The sequence below is a fragment of the Helicobacter sp. MIT 14-3879 genome, assembly GCF_003364125.1.
In genome coordinates this window covers 1-23,717 of sequence record NZ_NXLP01000019.1, presented here as the reverse complement: position 1 = coordinate 23,717, position 23,717 = coordinate 1, and the positions used below count along the sequence as shown (strand labels likewise).

Annotated in this window: 14 protein-coding genes; 3 read left to right on the top strand and 11 right to left on the bottom strand. The window is 35.0% G+C overall.

What is annotated here, in order from left to right:
• Positions 1 to 444: 444 nt before the first annotated feature.
• The 3 genes from accA to acpP form a co-directional block, all read right to left on the bottom strand.
• Positions 445 to 1,374 (bottom strand): acetyl-CoA carboxylase carboxyl transferase subunit alpha, encoded by a 930-nt coding sequence (accA, locus tag CQA44_RS08515; protein WP_115546839.1) that lies wholly within the window; start codon positions 1,372 to 1,374, stop codon positions 445 to 447.
• A gap of 2 nt (positions 1,375 to 1,376) precedes the next feature.
• Positions 1,377 to 2,594 (bottom strand): beta-ketoacyl-ACP synthase II, encoded by a 1,218-nt coding sequence (locus tag CQA44_RS08510; RefSeq protein WP_408941383.1) that lies wholly within the window; start codon positions 2,592 to 2,594, stop codon positions 1,377 to 1,379.
• Between the two features lie 66 nt (positions 2,595 to 2,660).
• On the bottom strand, positions 2,661 to 2,909 hold the full coding sequence (gene acpP / locus CQA44_RS08505) for an acyl carrier protein (RefSeq protein ID WP_115546837.1): 249 nt from the start codon (positions 2,907 to 2,909) through the stop codon (positions 2,661 to 2,663).
• Between the two features lie 291 nt (positions 2,910 to 3,200).
• Between acpP and CQA44_RS08500 the strand changes: the two genes are divergently transcribed.
• Entirely contained in the window at positions 3,201 to 8,087 is a 4,887-nt protein-coding gene (locus CQA44_RS08500) for a glutamate synthase-related protein (RefSeq protein WP_258864962.1), read from the top strand.
• Between the two features lie 274 nt (positions 8,088 to 8,361).
• On the opposite strand, the gene CQA44_RS08495 is transcribed toward CQA44_RS08500, so the two are convergent.
• The 5 genes from CQA44_RS08495 to dnaX all read right to left on the bottom strand — a co-directional run bounded on the left by CQA44_RS08495 (position 8,362) and on the right by dnaX (position 14,562).
• Entirely contained in the window at positions 8,362 to 10,428 is a 2,067-nt protein-coding gene (locus CQA44_RS08495) for a motility associated factor glycosyltransferase family protein (RefSeq protein WP_115546842.1), read from the bottom strand.
• A gap of 48 nt (positions 10,429 to 10,476) precedes the next feature.
• Entirely contained in the window at positions 10,477 to 10,632 is a 156-nt protein-coding gene (locus CQA44_RS12600) for a hypothetical protein (RefSeq protein WP_181881839.1), read from the bottom strand.
• Positions 10,633 to 10,672: 40 nt separating this feature from the next.
• Entirely contained in the window at positions 10,673 to 11,227 is a 555-nt protein-coding gene (gene lspA, locus CQA44_RS08490) for a signal peptidase II (protein ID WP_258864961.1), read from the bottom strand.
• Positions 11,228 to 11,290: 63 nt separating this feature from the next.
• A complete protein-coding gene (locus tag CQA44_RS08485) occupies positions 11,291 to 12,061 on the bottom strand; it encodes a hypothetical protein (protein ID WP_115546835.1) in 771 nt (256 codons plus the stop codon).
• 89 nt (positions 12,062 to 12,150) lie between these two features.
• The gene (gene dnaX, locus CQA44_RS08480) at positions 12,151 to 14,562 is read right to left on the bottom strand and encodes a DNA polymerase III subunit gamma/tau (protein ID WP_258864960.1); all 2,412 of its coding nucleotides are present in this window, start codon (positions 14,560 to 14,562) and stop codon (positions 12,151 to 12,153) included.
• 123 nt (positions 14,563 to 14,685) lie between these two features.
• Between dnaX and dapF the strand changes: the two genes are divergently transcribed.
• On the top strand, positions 14,686 to 15,480 hold the full coding sequence (gene dapF / locus CQA44_RS08475; RefSeq protein WP_115546834.1) for a diaminopimelate epimerase: 795 nt from the start codon (positions 14,686 to 14,688) through the stop codon (positions 15,478 to 15,480).
• Positions 15,481 to 16,208: 728 nt separating this feature from the next.
• Here dapF and CQA44_RS08470 read toward each other — a convergent pair.
• Positions 16,209 to 17,282 carry an MBL fold metallo-hydrolase gene (locus CQA44_RS08470; protein WP_181881838.1) on the bottom strand — a complete coding sequence of 358 codons (1,074 nt, stop codon included), beginning with the start codon at positions 17,280 to 17,282 and terminating at the stop codon, positions 16,209 to 16,211.
• A 15-nt stretch (positions 17,283 to 17,297) separates the two neighbouring features.
• Complete coding sequence (locus CQA44_RS08465; protein ID WP_115546832.1) at positions 17,298 to 18,356, bottom strand: YeiH family protein; 1,059 nt, start codon at positions 18,354 to 18,356, stop codon at positions 17,298 to 17,300.
• Between the two features lie 620 nt (positions 18,357 to 18,976).
• Here CQA44_RS08465 and CQA44_RS08460 point away from each other — a divergent pair.
• Complete coding sequence (locus CQA44_RS08460; protein WP_115546831.1) at positions 18,977 to 20,155, top strand: bifunctional chorismate mutase/prephenate dehydratase; 1,179 nt, start codon at positions 18,977 to 18,979, stop codon at positions 20,153 to 20,155.
• 1,187 nt (positions 20,156 to 21,342) lie between these two features.
• Here the strand turns inward: CQA44_RS08460 and lon are convergent.
• Positions 21,343 to 23,717 (bottom strand): endopeptidase La (gene lon / locus CQA44_RS08455; protein ID WP_115546830.1); only part of this gene is annotated, 2,375 nt, incomplete at its 5' end.

Sequence of the window (23,717 nt, the reverse complement as noted above, 5' to 3'; positions counted from 1 at the left end):
ATGCTGATATGCCATAAACAAAAAATTATCACTAAGAATCTTGTTCTCATATATTAGGCAGTTTAATAGTCTTTGTTGAGTGCCACATTGACTCTTTGCATTTCTATATTCTATAAGGTTCTTTAACAAATCAGACGCAAAACTCTCTATAAATATAAACCTATCCTTGTTTTATTAACCTTGCAAAAGAATGCTATGTTTTTAAATGGAGAGAAAGAAAGCCATACAAATATAAAGGAATTCACAGTATTTGAAAGTAGTAACCCTCTCATCTAAATAAATTTGCAGTTTCCATTGCTTGTGTAGCAGCATAGTTTATTATAAAAGACAAAAACTAAACATTTGAAAATAGTTTAATACAGATTATGTACCTCAAGGTAGCTAATCTCAAACAAAGCTTACCCATAGAAATAATAAATATGAGATACTAAGGCTATTGAATATTTAAAACTTAAACGAACCGTAACTCATAAGTTTGTCATATCGTGCATTCAAAAAATTGGGATTGGAACGAATCTGTTCTAAAGATTCAAGGAAATAATTTTTAATGCTTGCTGCTGCTTGATTCCTGTTACGGTGCGCACCACTGCGAGGCTCTTTAATGATGTCATCAATAAGATTTGCTTTTTTTAATTCTTGAGGTGTGATTTTCATGGCTCTCGTTGCTGCCTCAATCTTTGTGGGATCATTCCATAAAATAGCAGCACAACCTTCTGGTGAAATTACGCTAAAGATAGAATATTCCATCATAGCTAACCTATCAGCTACACCAATAGCAAGAGCACCGCCACTGCCACCCTCGCCAATAACTATAGAGACTGTGGGAACTTTTAAAATAGCAAACTCTTGTAGATTTTTAGCTATTGCTTCACTCTGCCCTCTCTCTTCTGCCCCTAATCCCGGATAGGCGCCTGCCGTGTCAATAAGCATAAGGATAGGGATACCAAATTTCTCTGCCATTTTAGCAACACGTAATGCCTTGCGATAACCTTCTGGATTTGGCATACCAAAATTACGTATAATTTTGTTTTTTGTACCTCTACCTTTTTCTTCCCCAATAACCATCACTCTTTCATTCTCTATCTTGCCCAAAAAACAAACAATTGCCTTATCATCACGAAAGTGTCTATCACCAAATATTTCATAGGAATCATTCATGATAAGTTCGATATAATCAAGTGCATAAGGTCTATCTGGATGTCTTGCTAAAAGCAGTTTTTGATAATCATTAAGATGAGAATAAACTTTGTTAATTTCATTATCTAGCTCTTTTTGTAAGACTTTTGCAGCAACACCATCATTACGCATACTTGCAGACTCTATATCTTCTTCTAAGGATTTTAATCGTTGTTCAAAATCTAAATAAGTTGCCATGATTAAACTTTTTTAAAGATTACTACGGCATTTGTGCCACCAAAGCCAAATGAATTACTCATAACGCTATTGATAGCGGCTTTTCTAGGGAGATTAGGAATATAATCAAGATCGCAAAGCTCGTCTTTTTCTTCTTGATTAATTGTTGGCGGCATAATGCCTTTGTGCATAGCAAGAATCGAAATAACGGCTTCTATTGCACCAGCGGCACCAAGACAATGCCCTAACTGCCCCTTAGTAGAACTTACAGGAGGAACATTGTTGTCAAAAACTCTCTTCAAGGCTTGTGTCTCAAACATATCGTTATAATAGGTACTTGTTCCATGCGCATTGATATAATCAGGTCTTATACCCGCCATTTTTATAGCATCTCGCATAGCACGATATGCGCCTTCACCTTCTGATGCTGGTGTAGTAATATGGTTAGCATCACCGCTTTCGCCAAATCCGCAAATTTCTGCATATATGAAAGCACCCCTTGCTTTTGCCTGTTCATATTCCTCTAATACTAAAGCCCCCGCTCCTTCCCCCATGACAAAGCCATCACGTTTTTTATCAAAAGGTCTTGAAGCCTTCTGGGGATCATCACAAGAACTCAAGGCTTTCATTGCTGCAAAGCCACCAATCCCTATCGCGCAAATTGTAGATTCCCCCGCAACAGCAAGCATCTTATCCATGCTGCCTAACATAATAGTTTTTGCGGCTTCTATAATGGCATGTGTGCCTGCTGCACAAGCAGTAACACTAGAAAGATTTGCACCTTTTATTTTGTGTTGAATAGAAATAAACCCGCTTAACATATTCACAAGAGCAGAGGGGATAAAAAACGGATTGATACGTCTAGGTCCCTTTGTGTAGCAAGCAATAGAGTTATTTTGAATGGTCTCAAGCCCACCAATTCCAGCACCAGAACTTACTCCAAATCTCTCAGTTATATCATTTAAAATCATAAGATTGGAATCTAAGAAAGACTGCTGAACATTTTTGTTGCTATCTAGTAATGCTTCTTTAGTTGCCAATAAAGCTAGTTGTATAAATCTATGTGCCTTTTTTGCTTCTCGGGCATCAAGGACAGATTCGGGGTTAAATCCTCTAATTTCACCTGCAATTCTTACAGGAAAATCCTTTGTATCAAAAGATTCTATATGTTTAATTCCGCACGCACCCTCTATTATACGTTCAAAAGAGCTTTCTTTATCTAGCCCAAGTGCATTTACCATGCCTATTCCTGTTACTACAACTCGTCGCAACATTATTCCTTATAATAGCAAAAGCTTCGAACTAAATTATTCAGATTCGGTCTTGTAATTAGCGATGTAATCAACGACATCTTGAACTGTTTTAATCTTCTCCGCAGCTTCATCAGGAATCTTTATATCAAATTTTTCTTCTAGTGCCATGATAAACTCCACTACATCAAGACTGTCTGCATTCAAATCTTTTACAAAATCTGATTCGGGTTTCACTTCTTCTAACTCAACCTTTAGCTCCTCTGCTACTAATGTCTTGACTTTATTAAAAATTTCTGAACTCATAATGAACTCCTAAGAAAAAATATAGATTTCTTAATTGTAGCCAAAAAAACTACAAATAGCCAATAAGAAAATTGAGATTGTAACAAAAATAAGGTTAATGTATAAAAAAGAAATTTAGAATTTTAGTATAAACCCAAAGCTTGCAAGTTTGCACATAATATTTAGTTTAAAGGTCCTGTTAAAATTAGAATAAACAGTGAAATTCAAGGTGATATTACTTAAAGATTTGAGCTATAATGCAGTATGCTAGAATGATTAAATATTTTAACTTTAAGGGGAATCAATTCAATGATAGACTTAGATAATATCCATAGTTTCAAGCAACATGGATTATACCATCCACGCAATGAACACGATTCATGCGGAATTGGAGCAATTGCTAATATTAAGGGAATCAAATCTCATCAACTTATTAAAGATGCTTTAACTATTTTAGAGAATCTTGAACACAGAGGTGGAGCACAAAAAAACAGTGGTGATGGTGCGGGGGTTCTCATTCAGATTCCGCATAAATTCTTTAAAACACAGAATCTTCATTTCATTTTACCAGATGAGGGAGATTATGCCTTAGCACAAATTTTTCTTTCTCGCAATGAAGATTCGAAAAAAGAAGGAAAAGAAATCTTTATGGCAGGACTAGCGGAATGCGGATTGGAATTCTTGGGTTTTCGAGAAGTACCGATAAATCCCTCTATTATTGGAGAGGTCGCAAGAAATGCCATGCCCTATATTCTCCAAGCTTTTGTAAAAAAACCAAAAGATATTGCAAAAGGCATTGAATTTGAACGGAAACTTTATATTGCACGTCGCATTATTGAAAAAAGAACCATCAATGTCCCAAAGTTTTATATTTCTAGCTTTTCTTCACGCACAGTAGTATATAAGGGTATGCTTGTTTCTACGCAAGTAAGCGATTTCTATCTTGATTTTCAGAATCTCAATGTGGAATCTGCTATTTGTCTTGTGCATTCACGTTTCTCTACTAATACATTCCCTAGCTGGGAGCGCGCACACCCCAATCGCTATATGGTGCATAACGGTGAAATTAATACCATTAATGGCAATGTCAATTCTATGAAAGCACGAGAGGGAACTTGCGATTCACAATATATTGATGATTTGAACAAGGTTTTTCCTATTATTGCAAAACCTAGTAGTGATTCCGCAATGTTTGATAATACTCTAGAATTTCTTATCATGAATGGCAGGAGTTTGGAAGAATCAGTCATGTTGCTTATTCCGGAGCCTTGGAGTAAAAACGATTCTATGGATAAAACAAAACGTAGTTTTTATGAATTTAACTCGACTTTTATGGAGCCATGGGACGGACCAGCTTCTATTATCTTTAGTGATGGCGTGATTATGGGGGCAAGCCTTGATAGGAACGGATTCCGTCCCTCAAGATATTATATTACCAAAGATGATTTTTTGATTCTAGCTAGTGAAACAGGTGCGCTAAAAATTGATGAGTCGAGAATCAAGGAAAAAAAGAGACTAGAACCTAGCAAACTATTATTGGTTGATACACAAAAAGGCAGAGTGATTTCAGATGAAGAAATTAAAATGCAATATGCTCATGCAAAGCCTTATGCAAAATGGTTGGAAAATCTTATTGACTTAGATAAGATTACATTAGAAGAGCTTGATGTCAATTCCAATTTTTCTTCTTGTGCTAATCTCTCACTAGATTCTCAAAAATCTTTATCTCTTAGAGAATCTAGCCCTAAAACAACGCGTAAGAATCAAACAATTAACTCAAAAAGTGCAACAAGAAGTAAAAATACAACCAAAGCATTGCATGGGAACTCCAATAACATTCTCTCTAGTTATAAGACTGCAAATAACCTAGAATCTATTGCAATATTACAAAGAGCATTTGGTTATAACTATGATGAGCTGACTCTAAGTATTGAGGAAATGGCTAGAAATGGCAAAGAGGTTTTAGCTAGCATGGGAGTTGATACGCCCTTAGCTCTTCTAAGTCCTAACCCACAGCCTCTTTTTAACTATTTTAAACAGCTTTTTGCACAAGTTACCAATCCTCCATTAGATTCCATGCGTGAAAAAATTGTAACAAGTTGCAGAAATTATGCAGGAGCAGAGGGTAACTTGCTTAATCCTAACGCCAATAATGCAAAGAGAATCCGTATTAATCGACCCATTCTTAGTAATGAAGAGTTTTATAAAATCTCACACTTAGAATCTAAAGGCTTTAAAAGTCAAACTATCTCACTGCTTTTTGATAAATCCGAACTGAATAAAGCCATTTACAGGGAAGTTAATGTGCTAGAAGAAATTTTACAAAGAATCTTCTTAGAAGCAAATGATGCGATTGCTCATGGTGTACAGATTCTCATTTTAAGCGATAGGGGTTTAGATGATAATCATCTTTACGTACCCAGTCTCCTTGCGACTTCTGCTTTGCATCATCACTTGGTGCGCACTTCACAACGAACAAAGGCAAGCATTATTGTAGAAAGTGCTGAACCAAGAGAGATTCATCATTTAGCTTGTTTGCTTGGATATGGAGCAACTGCGATTTGTCCTTATCTAGTTTATGATTCTATATTTTTACTAATACAACAACAAAGGCTACAAGAAGAATATCATAAAGCAGTAGAAAACTTTATTCAAGCCAGCACAAGTGGCATTATTAAGATTGCTTCCAAAATGGGTGTATCTACATTGCAAAGTTATAATGGGGCACAAATCTTTGAGGCTTTGGGTGTGAGCAAAAAGCTGATAGATTCTCATTTTAGCGGAACACAAACGCATATTGAAGGAATTGACTGTCATGACATATTGCAAGATGTGATTACATTGCACACTAAGGCTTTTGAATATGCTCAATCCTTGCGTGCCATGTATCAAACAAAACAATCAGACAAAGATTCTGCTCATTATTATAATTTCGTAGATATAGAGCTTATGAGTGTTGGTTTGCATGGGTATCGCAGCGGAAGTTACCTCTATGGGAATGCAGACAAGGAAAAAGAAGATCATCTTTACGACCCCATGATGATTTATAAATTACAACATTCATGTCAGAATGCAAATTATGAGGAATTTAAGGAATACGCACAAATTGTAGATTCTAAATTTACGCATATTCGGCACTGTATGGATATGGATTTTTCACAAGCTATTTCTATTAATGAAGTAGAGGGTATAGAATCTCTGGTTAAGCGATTTAAAACAGGTGCTATGAGTTATGGTTCTATTTCTAATGAAGCGCATGAATGTCTTGCCATTGCCATGAATAGAATCAATGCGCAAAGCAATACAGGTGAGGGTGGTGAGCAAGAAGAGAGATTTAAGCCGTTTGACAATGGAGATTCTACTAATTCTGCGATTAAACAAGTAGCAAGCGGGAGATTTGGCGTGAGCATTAATTATTTGGTCAATGCCAATGAGATTCAAATTAAAATTGCACAAGGAGCAAAGCCGGGTGAGGGTGGGCAGCTCCCAGGTAAAAAGGTCTATCCATGGATTGCCAGCGCAAGAAATTCTACCCCCGGAGTTACGCTTATTTCACCTCCCCCTCATCATGATATTTATTCGATAGAGGATTTAGCGCAACTCATTTTTGATTTAAAGAATGCCAATCGTAATGCAAGAATCTCCGTTAAACTCGTAAGCGAAAGTGGTATTGGCACAGTTGCTGCAGGTGTAGCAAAAGCAGGTGCAGATACCATTTTAATCTCTGGTTATGATGGAGGCACAGGAGCTAGCCCTAGAACTTCTCTTGCTAATGCAGGAACTCCTTGGGAACTTGGTTTGGCTGAAGTGCATCAAACTTTAATTCTCAATGGTCTTCGTGAAAAAGTCAGATTAGAAGTTGATGGTAAGCTTTTGACAGGAAGAGATTTAGCTGTTGCAATACTGCTTGGGGCTGAAGATTTTGGTTTTGCTACTGCGCCTTTAGTGGTGCTTGGTTGCACCATGATGAGGGTTTGCAATCTTAATACCTGTCCTTTTGGCATTGCCACACAAAACAAAGAGTTAAGAAAGAGATTCCATGGAAAACCCGAGTATGTTGTCAATTTTATGCACTTCATTGCACAACATTTGCGTGAATATATGGCAATGCTTGGTTTTAAGAATCTTGATTCCATGGTAGGCAGAAGTGATAAGCTTTTAAGAAGTGCTAAACTGCCCTTATCTCTCGATAACATTCCACTTCCTAGCTCACCTACCTTACCACAAAGGGTTTATGCAAAGGCACGTAAAATAAATCTGGACAGAATCTTGCATAATCCACTCACACTGAATAAAACTCACACGCACTTTATGTCTTATGAGAATCTTAATCTGAATACAAATAAAGATTTAAGCGTAGTGCTACCACAAGTAAAGCCTGCTATCACACAAGGCAAAAAAGTGCATTTAGAATTAGAGATAAGCAATATTACAGGCAGGACCTTTGGAACAATTCTAAGTTCAGAGATTACACGCATACATGGTAAAAAGGGTTTATGTAAAGATAGCATTACAATTATCACACATGGCAATGGAGGAAATAGCTTTGGTGCATTTCTCACACATGGAATTACATTAAAGGTGATTGGTGATGTCAATGATTATTTAGGCAAAGGATTAAGTGGCGGTAAAATTATTGTGCACAAATCTCCTCTAGCAAGCTTTGAAGCAAAGGACAATATCATTGCTGGGAATGTCTGCTTATATGGTGCCATTGAAGGAGAGGTGTATTTAGACGGTATTGTAGGTGAGAGATTTTGTGTAAGAAATTCTGGTGTAACTGCAGTATGTTTAGGGACTGGACAACATGGTTGTGAATATATGACAGGAGGCTTAGTTGTGGTGCTAGGTGATATTGGCAGAAACTTTGCTGCAGGTATGAGTGGCGGTATAGCTTATATTTATGGCAAACATAATACAGGGCATATTAATACTGAGTTGGTTGATATTCGTGAGCTAGATTCTCAAGATGCCAAAGAAGTAGAGTTGTTGATTAACAATCATCTGAAATACACAGATTCTGATAGGGCTAAAAAGATTCTCAAAAATTTTGATAAACATGAATTCTTCAAGGTTATCCCTAGAGATTATGAAGCAATGTTACAAAGTATAGACAGGCATAAACACGAAGAAAATCCTATACTCACTGCATTCTATGAAATCACAGGAAGTAAAGATGTATTAGTATCATCAAATTAAGATGAAATCAACTTGTATTGGAATCATTATAAATCCCTTGTAATGCTAATGCCCAACTAAAGAAATTCTGCTCACCCATTCACAACACTGATACATGGACAAAACATCACTATGAATAAAAATGTCCTAGCAAGAATTCTCTTTATTCTCTTTATTCTCTTTATTCTCTTTATTCTGTTTATTCTGTTTATTCTGTTTATTCTGTTTATTCTGTTTAATCTTTTTATTCTTTTTATTCTTTTCTCTTATTCTCTTAATCATATCATTACAAAGATTAGTGATTCTTAGAATCTTGTTGCATTGCTTTCTCTTTATCTTTTAGACTTTCGTATTTCTCTCCAGTAAGATATTCAAGTGCTCTTCTTACAACTACCACCACAGTATCAATCCCACCTGCAAGACTAAAAAGCCAATACCTATGATGATATAACCACTCAAGCTCCTTAGCTCTTTTATCCTCATCATTTTTTATTGGACGCACTAAGAGTTGTGCTATATCAAGCTCTTGATGAAAAATATAGGACTGCAGGGCATCTGTAAAATAGTCATGGAATACCCTTGAATTAAAAACCTCTTTGATTTCATCAATAGAATCTATAAGCTTTTCCATTGTTGCATAATTAAATTCATTAAGACGATTTTGTTTATTGAGTTCCTCAATTTCCTTTAAAAATGCTATAAGCTCTAAAAATACTTTTTCAATCTTTTCTTGTTGTAATTCACCATAATCAATCCAATTTTGACAAATTTCTATTGCTTTTTCCCTATTCTTTTTTGAAGTGGCTTTACTTGGGGGTTTGAGTATTATGGGTTTTTTCTTGACTCTTGGGATAAGCTTGCATGCTTCGTTAAAGGGCATTTCAATTGTTCCTTTAATCCTTGCTCCTCCCTCTGTGGCATTAATCACTTCGATGGGATAGGGTGTATTCGCAATATCTTTTTCATAAAAGTTTAAGAAAAGCTTCCAAACCTCTGTGCTTTCAACAACACCGCCACCACCATATTTTTCTACAAATATCTTATCTTTTTTAGGTTTAATTTCATTTTCACCATATACTGCTCCTTTAGAGTGGCTTGTGCCATCTTCTCCAAAAACTAAATCCTGCCCAATAATAATGCAACGTTTAAATTGTGAATGCACCACAAGCTCATATGCCATGTTTGCCGCACTCATACCAATACCCAAATACCCATACTCATAAAAATTAAAAAGCGTTGTGTAGCCAAAAGGACGAAAACTAAATTGCTTGACTCCTTTCTTTATAGCATGAATAGTGTCTTCATGCACAATAGAGGTTAATGAAAAAATAACACCTTCTTGTGCATCTATGGGTGTATCTGTATAGAATCTTGCACTCTCTTTTACTCTTTCAAGCGAGAAAACAATGTCTGGTTTTATCCCATGTTGATAAAGTATAGGAAAACTTGCATCAATACAAAAGAGTGTCGCATAAGGTGCAATTTCTTTTAATTGCTTAAGTTGTTTATAGAGACTAGGACCAGTAGAAATAATGATGGCTGTATCTCTGCCTTTAAGCTTGGAATGAATCTCAATAAGAGATGGAGCATAAAGAGAGTATTTCATATTTTCAATATGTTGCTTAATGCCAATAATAGCATCTCGTGTGTCATTGCCAACACTGATAACATTATGTTCAATAGCCATCACAAAATCTTTGTTTATCCTTAGAATCTCATCATGATATTTCTCATAGTAATGATTGGGGATAAGTAAGTCATACACTTTAGAATATACCTTAGAAAACTTATCCATATCAAAGAGAGAATTAATCATATTAAAATTACACTGTGGTGCATGCAAGATAATCAAGCGATTGCTAAGAATTTCTTCGCTAAAATCAATGAGATTAAGGACAATATAGATAATTTCTAGCTCAGGTTCAACAACCACCATACGTTTTAAAATCTCATTTCCTAACATCATGCGATAGAGAATGCCATTTCCTAATCCATAAGCATAAAGATAGGGATAGTAACGATATGCTTCATAACGTTTTAACACAGCGAGATTCTCTTGCAATGGGTCGCCTTGATATAAGGGAATATTACGAGCAATTTCAACAATATTAAAATTTGCACTATCGCTGCCCATAAATACCTCATATTGTGTATTTGTTCCTATTTTTAGAAGATTGTAAAATAAGAGTGGATCACGATAGCTTAGGGATTCAAGATTACGTTCATAGATAGAGTTTTCATGAATTTGTGCTTGAGTATTGTAGATTGTGGTTTCTTGAGGAGAACTTGTTGTGTCATGTAGAGAATCTTGTGTGTTATCAGAGGGAGGATTATTGTTTGTAGAGTGAAATGTTTTTGCCATTGGAACCTCATCTTTCATGAAAGGGCTATTATAATATATTTTGGTATTTTAATCATTTGCTAGAATCTGAAATGGAATCAAAATTTTGTTAGGCGATGCCAAAGCACTCACATAAAACAACATTTTACCAAAAATGCTATTAAGAAAGCTTATGCTGATTAGAAAACGGACTGCTCCATTAGCTTCATTCAACTTCTCGCTCATTTGAATGCCATCAGACATAGAAAATGTTTAAACTACTTCTTTATTGTATTTTTTGTCGAGAGGTGCGAATAACTTGCCAAATAAATAATGCAATCCCACAATCAATGCACACATCTGCAAAATTAAAAATAGGAAAATCAAATCCATAGTGCCAGTAAATATAATCTACAACACCCCCATGTAAGAATCTGTCCAAGACGTTAGAAATCCCTCCGCTTAACATGAAAGCAAAGGATAAATAATGCTGTAAAAATAACTGTCTTTGAAGATATAAAATCACGGATATAACCAATAAAAAACCAACCTGTATGAACTTCAACCATTCGCCTAAAGAAGTCAGAAAGGAAAAAGCTACACCCGTATTATAAACTAAAGCTAGTGAAATGACTCTGCCCTGTGCTATGGGAATAAAATCATGAATGCTATTTGGACTAGCAAGATGAATAAGAAAATATTTTATTGCTTGGTCAAGTGATAATAACAATATGCCAACACAAATAAAGATAACCAATTCTTTCATTATAAATACATGCTGTTTTGAATGTATGGGCGACGTGCGTGTTTGTTGCCTACTTGATGAGGATTGTTGTTTCATTAATTCTCCCGCTGTGATGATTGAGTAAATGATTCCATCGTATTGTAGCAAAACAAGATGATATTATTTTTGATGAGCATTTGCTTGCATTTCAAGAATCTTGAGAGTTAAAATCCCGCCACTAAAGCGGACAATGAGATATGAACGCACATTAGCAAGTGTTTTAGTGCGAGATTCTAAGTTAATGGCAGTATTCATATCATCAATATAAGCTCCATGCTGCATAAGACACTCAAGAACATTATGCTTATATTTCTGTAAAAAATTATAGAGTACTTGCTGCGTTTGTTTTTTGATGCTTGCTTGCATTTCAGATTCTGTATAATAAGGATAGATAGTAAGCGAATAATAAGTTTCTTTTGTAGGAATCTCACAGGTTTTTACAACTTCCTTTTTGTGCAGTTTAGAAACAAGTGGTACGGAAATCTTATAGGATTCGCCATAGGGCGTATCATTGACAAGCTTAAGAATATAAAAAATAACGAATTCATACCATATACTCTCTCCCATTTGCTCAACCTCTATCAACCTTGAAGGATCAATTTTTAGAGTGGAATCTTTTTGTATTTCTTTTTGTATCTCTCTTTGTTTATAGTAAATAAGGTCGCTTGGAGCGGGGTTGCTCCTTTGTTCCTTGCGCATTAAGTCCATTTGCTGAATTTGCATTTGTTTTTGTTCTTTATCCGATAAAGGAGTCTGTGTGTCAAGAGAATCTACGAGCGAATCTTGCAGAGAAGAGTCTGTTGGCTGCGTGTTATAAAGTGAATCCTGTGCATTGACACTCAAAAGACAGAATAATAGCAACACATTTAAGGTAAAGGCTAAAGATGGCATGATATTCCTAATCATTCAGTCAGTCAAAATTATAAAGCAAATTTTATAGCTAGATTCTAAAAATCATATCACAGGAATTTCTGTTTTCGCTATTTATAATCCACAAACTTTACGGTATTAATGCCTAGTTCGTTTTTTATTGTGCTAAGAATCCTTTGGTTCTCTTTGACAAAGTCCTGCAACTTCTCTTGATTAAGTGTAATATTTTGCGTATGATGAGATGGTTGCACAGAAGTGGATTCTAAAAGTCTTGCTTGGTCATCATTCTCATGATGAGATTCTTTGTGATGCGATGGTGATGAATCGGCTTTTAAGAAAGAATCTTGGGAGGGAGGGGAGGAATCTTTGGAATGCTGCAAATGTGTGGTAGTATTCTGCGAGGTAGAATCCTTTGTTGCAGAATCTTGCGATGTAAAATCTTGTTTTTTTTGAATCATAGAGGGGTGCAAATAGGGTGCTTTTTTTTCTACTTTAATTTTTATATGTGAGCCAAAAATATGTCGAGCAATATCTAAGATTCCCTTATAAGATTGTCGCAATATGTTATTTTGTTCTTCATTAGTATAGCTAGTAAGATAAATATATGTGGAATCTATTCTCTCAAGAACAATAAATTTCTCAAAGATTTCACCTGTATTAAAATCTCGTTCGCTAATAGCATTTAGCATCTGAATGTATTGTTGCTGAAGTGAGGAAGAGAGAGAATGTCGCGTGTTAGATTCTTGCGATTGAGAATTTGATGTCAGAGAATCTAGCACAGCAGTGTTTGATGTAAGATGATTGTGAAGAGAATTATCCATGACATGATGTTGTGTCTCATCTTGTGTTTGCGCTGAAATTTCAGAATCTAATTGTGAAACTGCAGGTTTTAGAATTGGAGATTCTAGTGAAGAATCTTGCGTTTTATAAGACTGCGTTTGTGAATCTGAATCCGTATGCACAGGATTATGGAGAATTACATTTGTGTGAGCATGATTTGTTTCTATAGGATAAGGGGGAGTATTAGCCATATTAGTATTATTATGTACAGTGGCTTTGTCAAGTTCATAATAAAAGTTTGCATGAGATTCTAATTGTTGAATGCTTGATTCTATATCCTTTATCTTTTGTGCCTCAAGCATTTTCAGAATTGTTAATAATAAGCAAAAATCACCATCACAATCAAGTTGCAATAAAGCCTTAGCATCTGCAATAATATTAGCGTAGCGCATAGCCATAATTGGCATGATTCTATCCTGCATCAACTTATCTTTAATATAGAGGCTTAAGGAATCTAGTACCATTTCGGTTTCATATCCATCAAGTGTTTTAACAAAGTTGATACATTCTTGTTTATTCTTTTGTAAAAGAGCATTAAAAAGAGTGTCAAAACTTTTTAAATCAAGTGCGCCTAGCATGTCCGCTAACTTATTGGTGCTTAAGTGATTTTGACAAAAAATAATGGCTTGGTCAAGCAAGGTAAGTGTGTCGCGCACGCTGCCATGTCCATTGCGAATAATCATATCAATGCTTTCATTATCATAGAGTATGTTTTCTTTATGTAAAATTTGCGTGAGATAATTTTTAAGTACATTGATAGGAATCTTCTTAAAACGAAAATGTTGCGTTCTACTAAGAATAGTGGGGGGTACTTTAAGCGGGTCAGTAGTCGCTAGGATAAATTTCACATGATTAGGAGGCTCTTCTAATGTTTTTAGAAGAGAATTAAATGCCTCTTTGGTGAGCATGTGTACTTCATCAATAATAAAAACTTTGAATCTGCCCAGACTTGGTTTATATTTTGTTTGCTCAATGAGCTCTCGGATGTCATCTATCTTCCTATTGCTTGCTCCATCTAACTCAATAATATCAATGTTGTTCCCCTTTAATGCCGATTCACAACTCGCACACACTCCGCAGGGGTGAGAGCTTATGCCGCTTTCACATTGTAAGCAACGCGCAAATATACGTGCCGAAGAAGTTTTACCGCTACCCCGAAGCCCACTAAAAAGATAAGCATGAGCAATCTTTTGTGTATCAAGAGCTAGGCAGAGTGTTCTCGCGACACTTTCTTGTCCAATAAGCTCTGAGAAAAGCTTAGGGCGATATTTAGTAGCAAGGGTTATAACTTCCGTATGACTTGCATTATTATGAGGACGTGCTGATTGTGTAGTAGATTCTGTATAATGGGAATTTGGCACAGAATCTTGCATAGTAACATTTCGCAAAGATTGTCCATCATTTATGGTTGTATTAAGTGGGGCAGAAAGATTGATTGGAATATTAGCAGATGGTGCATGGGTAGAATCCGTTATCTTGGAATCAGCAATGTTTGATAAATGTAATTGGCTTGTATGTGCAAGATTCTTAGCAGCAGAAACCTCAAGGGAATCATTATGATTGGGTATAGAAATATCCGATGTATCAAAAATACTTTTTTCCATGACAAAAGGCATTTTTATATCAATAGGATTTTTTGGTGGCTCGTTTATGTCCCACGGTGGCGTATCATTTGTATCCATTTTATGCCCATTTTACTCATGTAGAGAAAGAATAAGTCAAATTATAGGATAAATTACCTAATATGCAACAAAATAATGCGTAAAACACGATAGAATCGGTACAAAGAATATTAGGATGGAGAGATGTTGCTAAGTAAGTATTGTGCAAGTGGGAATGACTTTTTAATATTCCATAGTCTCGTATCTACCAATAGAAGCGAAATGGCTATAAAACTTTGTAACAGATTTTATGGTATAGGAGCTGACGGCTTAGTGGTGTTGCTCCCATTATCTGCTGAAGAACAAGATATAGATGCTGCATACAAATGGGATTTTTATAATTCTGATGGTAGTGTAGCAAATATGTGTGGGAATGCAAGTCGCGCCGTGAGCCTGTATGCCTATCATCATAAATTAGCTCCTATAAAACATAGCTTTCTTAGCAAAGCAGGTGTCATCGTTACTGAAATTAAAAAGATTTTAAATCCTAAAGAAGCATATATTCAAAGTAAATTGGGTACGTATAGTATAAAAGGTAATTTTGTAGAATATAGGAGAAATAATGTTTATGAATTTGAACTGATTGAAATGACCATTCCTCACCTAGTATGCTTGGTGTCATCTATGAAAGATTATTATACTCTTATTGCGGATATTGAATTTCTCGCACAGTTAAGGCATAAGTATAACGCGAATGTGAATATTGCCTTTAGAGATTCTGATAAAACTTATTATACTACTTACGAACGGGGTGTAGAAGCTATAACACAAGCTTGCGGTACAGGAGCTAGTGCCGTATATGTAGCTATGCACGATTTTTCACAAGAAAGGATTCTTATCCCACCTAGCAAGGAAGTGTTAAAGATTTATGCTGTTAATGATGAAATTTATTGTAGCGGTATTGCCAGAAAGATATGTGATTGTATCCTAGATTGGTGAATAGCAAGCATGGTATTCTTATAGAAATTTTACCTACAATATGTTAAAAACTCTTAGAGCCTTAGCGCACAGAAATCAAGTAGATTCTGCAATAAAATGTCAAAATCTATAAGCCTCGCCCAAGCCAATTCACAAAGAAACAATCTAGGCTATCAGTTTTACATTCTCAATAATAGGTTGTCTGCAATCTTAATAATCATGTTGCTAAAGTTTAAAGAAACCCCCCTAGTATTTGTGCAACCCAGAACATCTATAATTTTAATTTAAAATCCAAAACATATTGCTAAGTATAAAGATTTACACAACCCTCCTTTTTAACACCTTTCACACGAGGAATAAATAGGGAAGATTTCTCTTTTGTTTTGTTGTATTTCTTGTGTGCTTTCCCTCTGTTTGTCTCACTCTTGGGCTATTGCATTTTTTATGTATTGACTAAGATTCTTGAGATTCTTTAATCCCGTATTCCTAGATTCTTTTAATGCCTTGAGATTCTTTATCGCTTCTTTGTTGTGTTATTTCTCTGTTTATCTGCTTGAGAATGCTCTTACTTGTCATATTGTTTCCTAGCTCTCCCACACATTACAAAAGAAAGCATGTTTGTCATGTTGAGAGAGTAAAGGGAGATTGCTTTATTCATGAGAAGTGCAAGAATCATAAATCTTAGAATCTATCATCAATCAGGTGGCTGTGTGAGAGATTAAAGAGGAGAAGTTTTGGCAATTGAGAACTCATAAATCCTGCCACCAACAAAGGGTTTCAACTGCTTTCCAAAGAGGAGTAATTTCGCCAATTTTTGATGTTATAAGGCTAAAATTCAACCTATTATTGCGTAATCCTTCTTGATAAAGAGCATAAAGCAATTCTAAAGGTTCACTCCAGAAATGTGGTGCTAATTTAAATTTAGAATTATGAATAGGCATCATTTTTTCTGCATTTAAATCAAGTGCTGCTTGTAAGCTTTGATGAGGAAAGAGATGATGTTTTGCCCATCCTATATTATATTGTCCATTCTCAATAAAAGCAAAATCAATCTTTCTAAATCTCTTTCCAATCACTTTAAAATGTCCGCCATAACCACTATCTCCACTAAAGTAAATATTCTTTACAGATTCTGATGTGCGGTATTCTAAAACAAAGCAAGCCCAAAGGCTTGTATTAGAATCAAAAAGATTCCTTGCAGAATAGTGTTGTGTAGGCAGACAATAAAAAGTAAAGTCATCGCGACTAAATTCCTCCTCCCAATCTAACTCAATAATCTTACTTTCCTCTATACCCCAAGATTTAAGATACTTGCCAATACCTAGTGGGACAATAACATGCCCTATTTTGTCCTTCAAAAGCATGAGGCTTATCTTGCTTAAATGGTCATAATGATTGTGTGTAATAACAAGATAATCAATACTAGGCAAATCATTTGAGCTAAAAATATCCGCTCCCTTAAAGGGTTTAAAGACAAAAGGCAGAGGAGAAGCAGTACTATCAAGCACAGGATCTAACAAAATGGTTTTATTATTTAACCAAAGCATGTAAGAAGAATGTCCAAACCACACAAAACTATCTTGCTTAGGTATTGTCTTAATATCGCTTTTGACACTGGGGATATTTACTGATTCCTGCATAAAGAATGTTTGCAATAAAGAACGGAACATAGATTTATTACCCCGAACTTTTGGATATGTTGTATAAGATTCTATAATACGCAATTCTTTATCGCTACCTACAATCAATGAAGTCGGTATTACCATGCTATGATTGCGCGCTCTACCGTTATGAAAATGAGATGAATTTTTTATGCTTTTCATCATTACCCCTAAAGCTTAAATTATCTGAAAATAAGATAAAGCATAAATTACTAAAAATCCCCCCACAGATAGAGTAAGAAACAAAATGAATGCAAGCTTAAAAGCCTCTCCGCCAAATGCAATGAACTTTTCAAAATCAATCTGCAATCCAAGTGCGCACATAGCCATAGTGAGACAAAGAACAGATAGAAACTTTGCACACTCAATAAGCGTCTCTGGCAACTCAATAAAAGAATGTGAGAATATCACTAGCAAAAACCACAACGCAAACCAAGGAATATAGAATTTCTTACGAGAAGCTATTTGCCTTGTTTGTTTATCGCCTTGAGAGAATCGTTCAAGGCACCAAGGAATAATCAACAGTACAGGGGCTAACAACATCACACGAATCATCTTGGTAATTAGCGCATAAGAAGCACATTCCTGTGAAATGGCATCACCAGCACCTACGACATTTGCAACTTCATGCAAAGTAGCACCAATATATAATCCCTCCTCCATATCATTCAATGGAATAAAACCAAATTGATAGAGTATAGGATAAAGAAACATACCAATTAACCCAAAAACTACCACCGTTCCAACGGCAATAATACCCTTATGGGGGGCAGACTGTAGGGCAGATTCCATTGCTAAGATTGCCGCAGCCCCACAGATAGCACTTCCCATGCTAACTAAAATAGCTAATTCCTTATCAAGCCTCAAAAATTTTACCCCCACAAAAACACCTAAACATAAAATTACAACAACAATGCCTAAAGACAGCATAATTCCTATAATCCCAACATTACTAATATCACTTAAAGAAACATTAAAGCCATACAGGATAATACCCAATCGCAGAATTTTTTTTGCGCTAAAACTAATGCCTGTTTCCAATTTGCTAGCAGTAAAAACGGCTTTTCTATAAACAAAAGAGAGTAAAATTCCTAGACAAATACCAATAATTAATGGGGAAATGTGCAATTGCGCAACAAAATTCAAACGTCCAATAAATATGCTAATAAGAGCAACACAAAGCGCAAAGAAGATTCCTCCGACATAATAAGACAAAGGATAAAAAAAGTTTTTCATATATAATCCATATCTAGTTCTATTGAAGTGTGCGGTAAAAGAACTCATTTAATCAACAGATAATATCATAATTTCTAACTAATTGTGGTAATGAAAAGAGAATTTGTGTTTTGTTATGTGCCAAGCAATAAGAAGTAATTTAACATTAAATAACTTTATGTAAGCATTTGTAAGCTTCTTGGGAAATACTCAAGAGCTAGCACTAGCTAAATCTTAGCGCGCATGCGAAGCATTAATCTTGCTTACAAATCTAATCATTGTAAGAGAGTGCGTCAAAACTTTTCAACATCCCTAGAATCTGAAATCTACCTTTGCAAATGTAAATTACTCATCAGTGAAAGGATTTTTCCTGACGCAAATTGGTTTTGACTTTTTCTCAAGCAAATGTACACATTCGCAACACACGACTTAGATTCTAAAGAAACTTCAAATGACAATAAAAATCATTTCGTAGTTGTCATATATTAGTGTTTATAAAATTTGTAGTAAAACAAAGTCCAATTCATTAGTAATCTAGGTAGAATCAAAAATTCTGTTTGGATAGTGAAGTAAGATGACAACATTTCATTATCTCCTAAAAATATAGATAGAATCTCATAAACTAAAGACAGGAGATAGCCATGCAAAAAAAACAGGCAAAATGCAATAAATTCAAACAAAACACGCTCAATGATTCCAACAAGCTGATAGAATCTAACAGCAATACAGGCTTAAATGAATCGCAAATTAATGCGTTGCGCAAAGAAATTGACATAATAGATTCTCAGCTCATTACTCTGCTTCACGAAAGATTAAAATTCGTCAAACAAATAGGACATCTCAAAGTACAGAGTAATGCAAATATCTACCGTCCAGATAGAGAAAAAAGTATTATTGCTAAACTCTTACAATACGCTAAGCAACATAATTTACATCATCTTAATAAAGCTAGCATTGAAGCCATTTTCTACGAAATATTTGCAATTGCACGTGATATTGAAATGCCGCAAAAAATTGCCTTTTTAGGTCCTGTTGGTAGTTTTTGTCATCAAGCCGCAGAAACAAGATTTGGTCCTTTAAGCTCCTATCTACCCCTTAGCACAATTTCAGCTGTCTTTGAATCTTTGCAAGAAGGTAACGCAAAATATGGTGTCATTCCACTTGAGAATAATACAAATGGTATGGTGGGAGAAAGCATTGACAATTTGGCAAAATACCCTTTCACAATTATTAATGAAATCATACTCACTGTGCATCATAGTTTTGCTACTCAAGCCAATGACCTTAAGGACATTGATAAAATCTACTCTAAAGATATTGCTTTTGGGCAATGCAGAGATTTTCTCAATCACTATGATTTACAAGACATTGAACAAATTTCCGTGAGTTCCACAGCGCATGCGGCAAGACTTGCGAGTCTAGATTCTAAGAGTGCGGCAATTTGCTCAAACATTGCGGCAACACTTTACAAACTCCCCATTATGTTCCATAGAATCCAAACAAGCCTTAGCAACCAAACGCGCTTTGTGATTATCAGTGATTTTTTTAATCCTCGAGGAAGCAATGATAAAACTTCGATATTCGTAAGTATTAAAGATTATGAAAAAGCTGGCGCACTCTTTGAGTTGCTACGTGATTTTAAGGAAGAAGATATTAATATCACAAAAATTGATTCGCGTCCCATTCATGATGATAGAGGTTTTCGTTCAGGGTTTTATATGGATTTTCACGGACATAGAGAAGATGTTAATGTGAAGAGAATCTTTGCCAAAAGGGAAGGCGAAATTAAATGGTTAGGAAGCTATCCTATGTTTTCTTGAAATGCCATCTATAGAGATGAAAAGATGTAAATTAAGCGTAATTCATAATCACACAGATTCTAATGCAAGACAACAAGACAAACAGATAAATAAGGGAGGGGGATTGCTACTTATTGACAATCCAAATGTGTGCATTCTGCTTTAAATCAAATAACACCACAAAATATCCAAATTTTATATTGCAGTAAATTATTAGATAAGAAAGTATTGAAAATAAGAGGTCTTAGCTACGGACATTTTTATTCTATTGTATAAAATTACTCAATTCAGCAACACACTTTGATAAGATGGCATAGAGATAAAAGCTAAGACCAACATAAATAGTTAATCATAAAAATAAGAAAATATTTAAACTTAGGACAACACTCCTGCGCCATATAACCTCTGCCCATAAATGAAATGTTAAATAACCAATGAAAGGAAAATGCCACTCGATTCTGCAATACCCAATCCCTACTTAACACCAAATGAACTCTCTCACCGTAAGGGTGCTGCCTTACAAAAGATTCAATGGCTTTAAAGACAAAAGAGATGCTCAAGATAAAGACCTAAGTGAATAAAAAAGAATCAATAACTCAAATAATTAAAAGATTACATAGCATGATAAGATAAAAAGATTCAGAAAGATGAGAAAGAATCAAAAATCTCAAAGTAAGAAAGATATTAAAATGATTGAGAGGTTATATAGAGGAGAAAAAAGATTAAAAATATAAAAATACTTTAACAATAAGAGAGTTTCATCTTAAGAGGGATACACTAAAGAGAAACAAAGAATCTAAAAAATTAAAAAGCTTAAAAAGTCTTAAATAGAAGATTAAACATCACAAAAGGATTTAAGACACAAAGAATAAACAACATAATAGTGTAACAACTGCAAGAATAAGAGAGAAGCACTCTTCGTTGCATTTCTCTTGTGAATAGTCTTAAGGAGGAGTTATAATTTATGCAAGAATTAATGTTATAGTCGCGATGCCGATACAATATTATCTCTTAGACAACCTTGTGTTGCATATTGACATTCTGATGAGACTTTGATAGTTATGAAAGATGACGATGAGCGCAACTGCTATTATAATGTGTTTTTAGAATCTACACTTGCATATAGAACATAGAGTAACAATCTGACAAGAAAATATTTTATTTAGTTAGCCTAGTCAAAATTTCTGCTAAGATTTAAAGCATGAAAGCTAATCTATGAGAACATACTTAAATACTTCGTCAATATTCCTTACCGCAATAATCTCAAGATTTTTCTGCACTTCATTTGGAATGTCTTCTAAATCACGTTTATAATTTTTAATAGGAATGAGGGCTCGCGTGATGTCTGCCTTATAGGCTGCTATTAACTTTTCCTTAAGCCCACCAATAGGAAGAACCTCACCGCTTAAGTTAAGCTCCCCCGTCATAGCAATATCTTGCCGTACTTTTTTGTCAAATAAAATAGAAGCAATGGCACATGCCATAGTGATTCCTGCACTTGGTCCATCTTTTGGTGTTGCACCTTCTGGCACATGCAAATGAATATCAATTTTTTCAGTGGGGCTTTCATATTCTTCTTTAGAAGATTGAGCATTTTTGGAATCTATAGAATCTAATTTCTTGGATTTTAGTTTTTTGGAATCTAACTTTTCCTTTAACTGTATATCCAATCTATTTTTGACAACTGAATAGGCAATATAAGCAGATTCTTTCATAATATCTCCTAATTGTCCGGTAAGCTTGAGGTTTCCCTTACCCAACAAAGAGATGGCTTCAATTTTTAAGACATCCCCACCCACAGCTGTCCAAGCTAGCCCATTTACAATGCCTAAGCGAGGTGTTCTTTCTGCCTTATCAATTTCAAAGACAGTTTTTTTAAGGAATCTAGGCAAGTCTTTCGCACCAATGGAAATAGAACTAACTTTACCTCCTAGAATCTCAACTGCTATCTTGCGCATAATTTGCGCAATTTTTCGTCGCAAGTTACGTACTCCTGCTTCTCTTGTGTAATTATGAATCATTAAATCAATGGCTTCTTTGGAAATTTTTAATTCATTTTGCTTTAAACCATGATTCTTAATTTCTTGAGGGATAAGATATTTTTTTGCTATTTCATATTTTTCTTGTGGTGTATAACTACTAATCTCAATAAATTCCATTCTATCGCGTAGCGGTGCAGGAATCAGAGCAATATCATTAGCCGTAGCTATAAAGATAACTTGTGATAAATCAATACTAAAATTTGTATAATAATCTCTAAAACTTACATTTTGTTCTGGATCCAAAATTTCTAACAAAACACTTGTGGGATCTCCTCTAACACCTCTTGCTAACTTATCAATTTCATCTAAAACCATAACCGGATTCATTTTTTTAGAATCTATTAATCCTTGCACGATTCTACCCGGCATTGAGCCTAAATAAGTGCGTCTATGCCCGCGTAACTCATTGACATCTTCTAATCCTCCCAATGCTATTCGCACAAGGGGTCTGCCCAATGCGGTGGCTATAGAGTTCGCTAAACTTGTTTTTCCAACACCAGGAGGTCCATAAAAACACAGTATTGTACCCTTATACTTGTCGCGAATAACTTGCGTAACAGATTCTTTTTCTTTTGTTTGGTCATTACTTTCGTTATTGTCGTTGGTATGCTGTCTTTCATCTTTATCGCAATCTCTTGTTTTATTTTTTTTAAATTCTACATTGGTATCAATTTTTTTTATCACATTACTAGCAAGTAAAGATTCTCTATTTTTTCTTTTGGAATCTTTCAAGTCATTACCTTGTTCTTTTGCTCTTTGCTCCACTAGTTGTTTAACTGCGAAGTATTCTATAATCCTTTGTTTTGGTTCAATGAGTGAATAATGATCATTATTGAGTTGTTTCTCTACATTTTTGATACTAAGCTTCTTGCTACTTATGTGGATAAAGGGAATTTCTAACATCCATTCAACATAATTCTGGACCATATTGGCATCCGAGCTATCGGGGTGGGAACGTGCCAATCTGTCAATTTGTTTTTTAATTTCTTTATAGGCATCTTCGTTCATGCCATCTTTAATCTCTTCAAGTTTTTTATAATATTGATCTATTTCCTCATCTCGTTGTTTATCAATACCCAGCTCTTTTTGAATCTGTTTGAGCTGTTCTTTTAAGAAAAATTCACGGTTGATTTGATCCATCTTGGTATGGACTTTGGATTTAATATCTTTTTGTAATTTCTGCGTTTCTATTTCCTCTAGCACCATTTGCGTAGCAAGCATGAGCCGCTCTTCCGTATCGTTGCTTGCAAAAAGCATATAACTTTGTTCTTTTTTTAACCGCAAGGTAGAAGTAACTAAATCCACAACCTTGTTGGGGTCATCTGTGTTTTCAATATTACGCAATAGTTCAGGAGAAATATTTTGACTTAAATGCGCTAAAGCATTGATTTTCTCTAAAAAGACTGCAAGAAGAGCTTGAATGGTATGCGGTTCGTATTTTTTGTAGAAAATCACTGCAACTTTCGCTTCCACGGGTTCAAGATTAATAATTTGGGTAATCTTTCCTTTTGAAATACCTTGAAATAAAATCTTGATTCTGC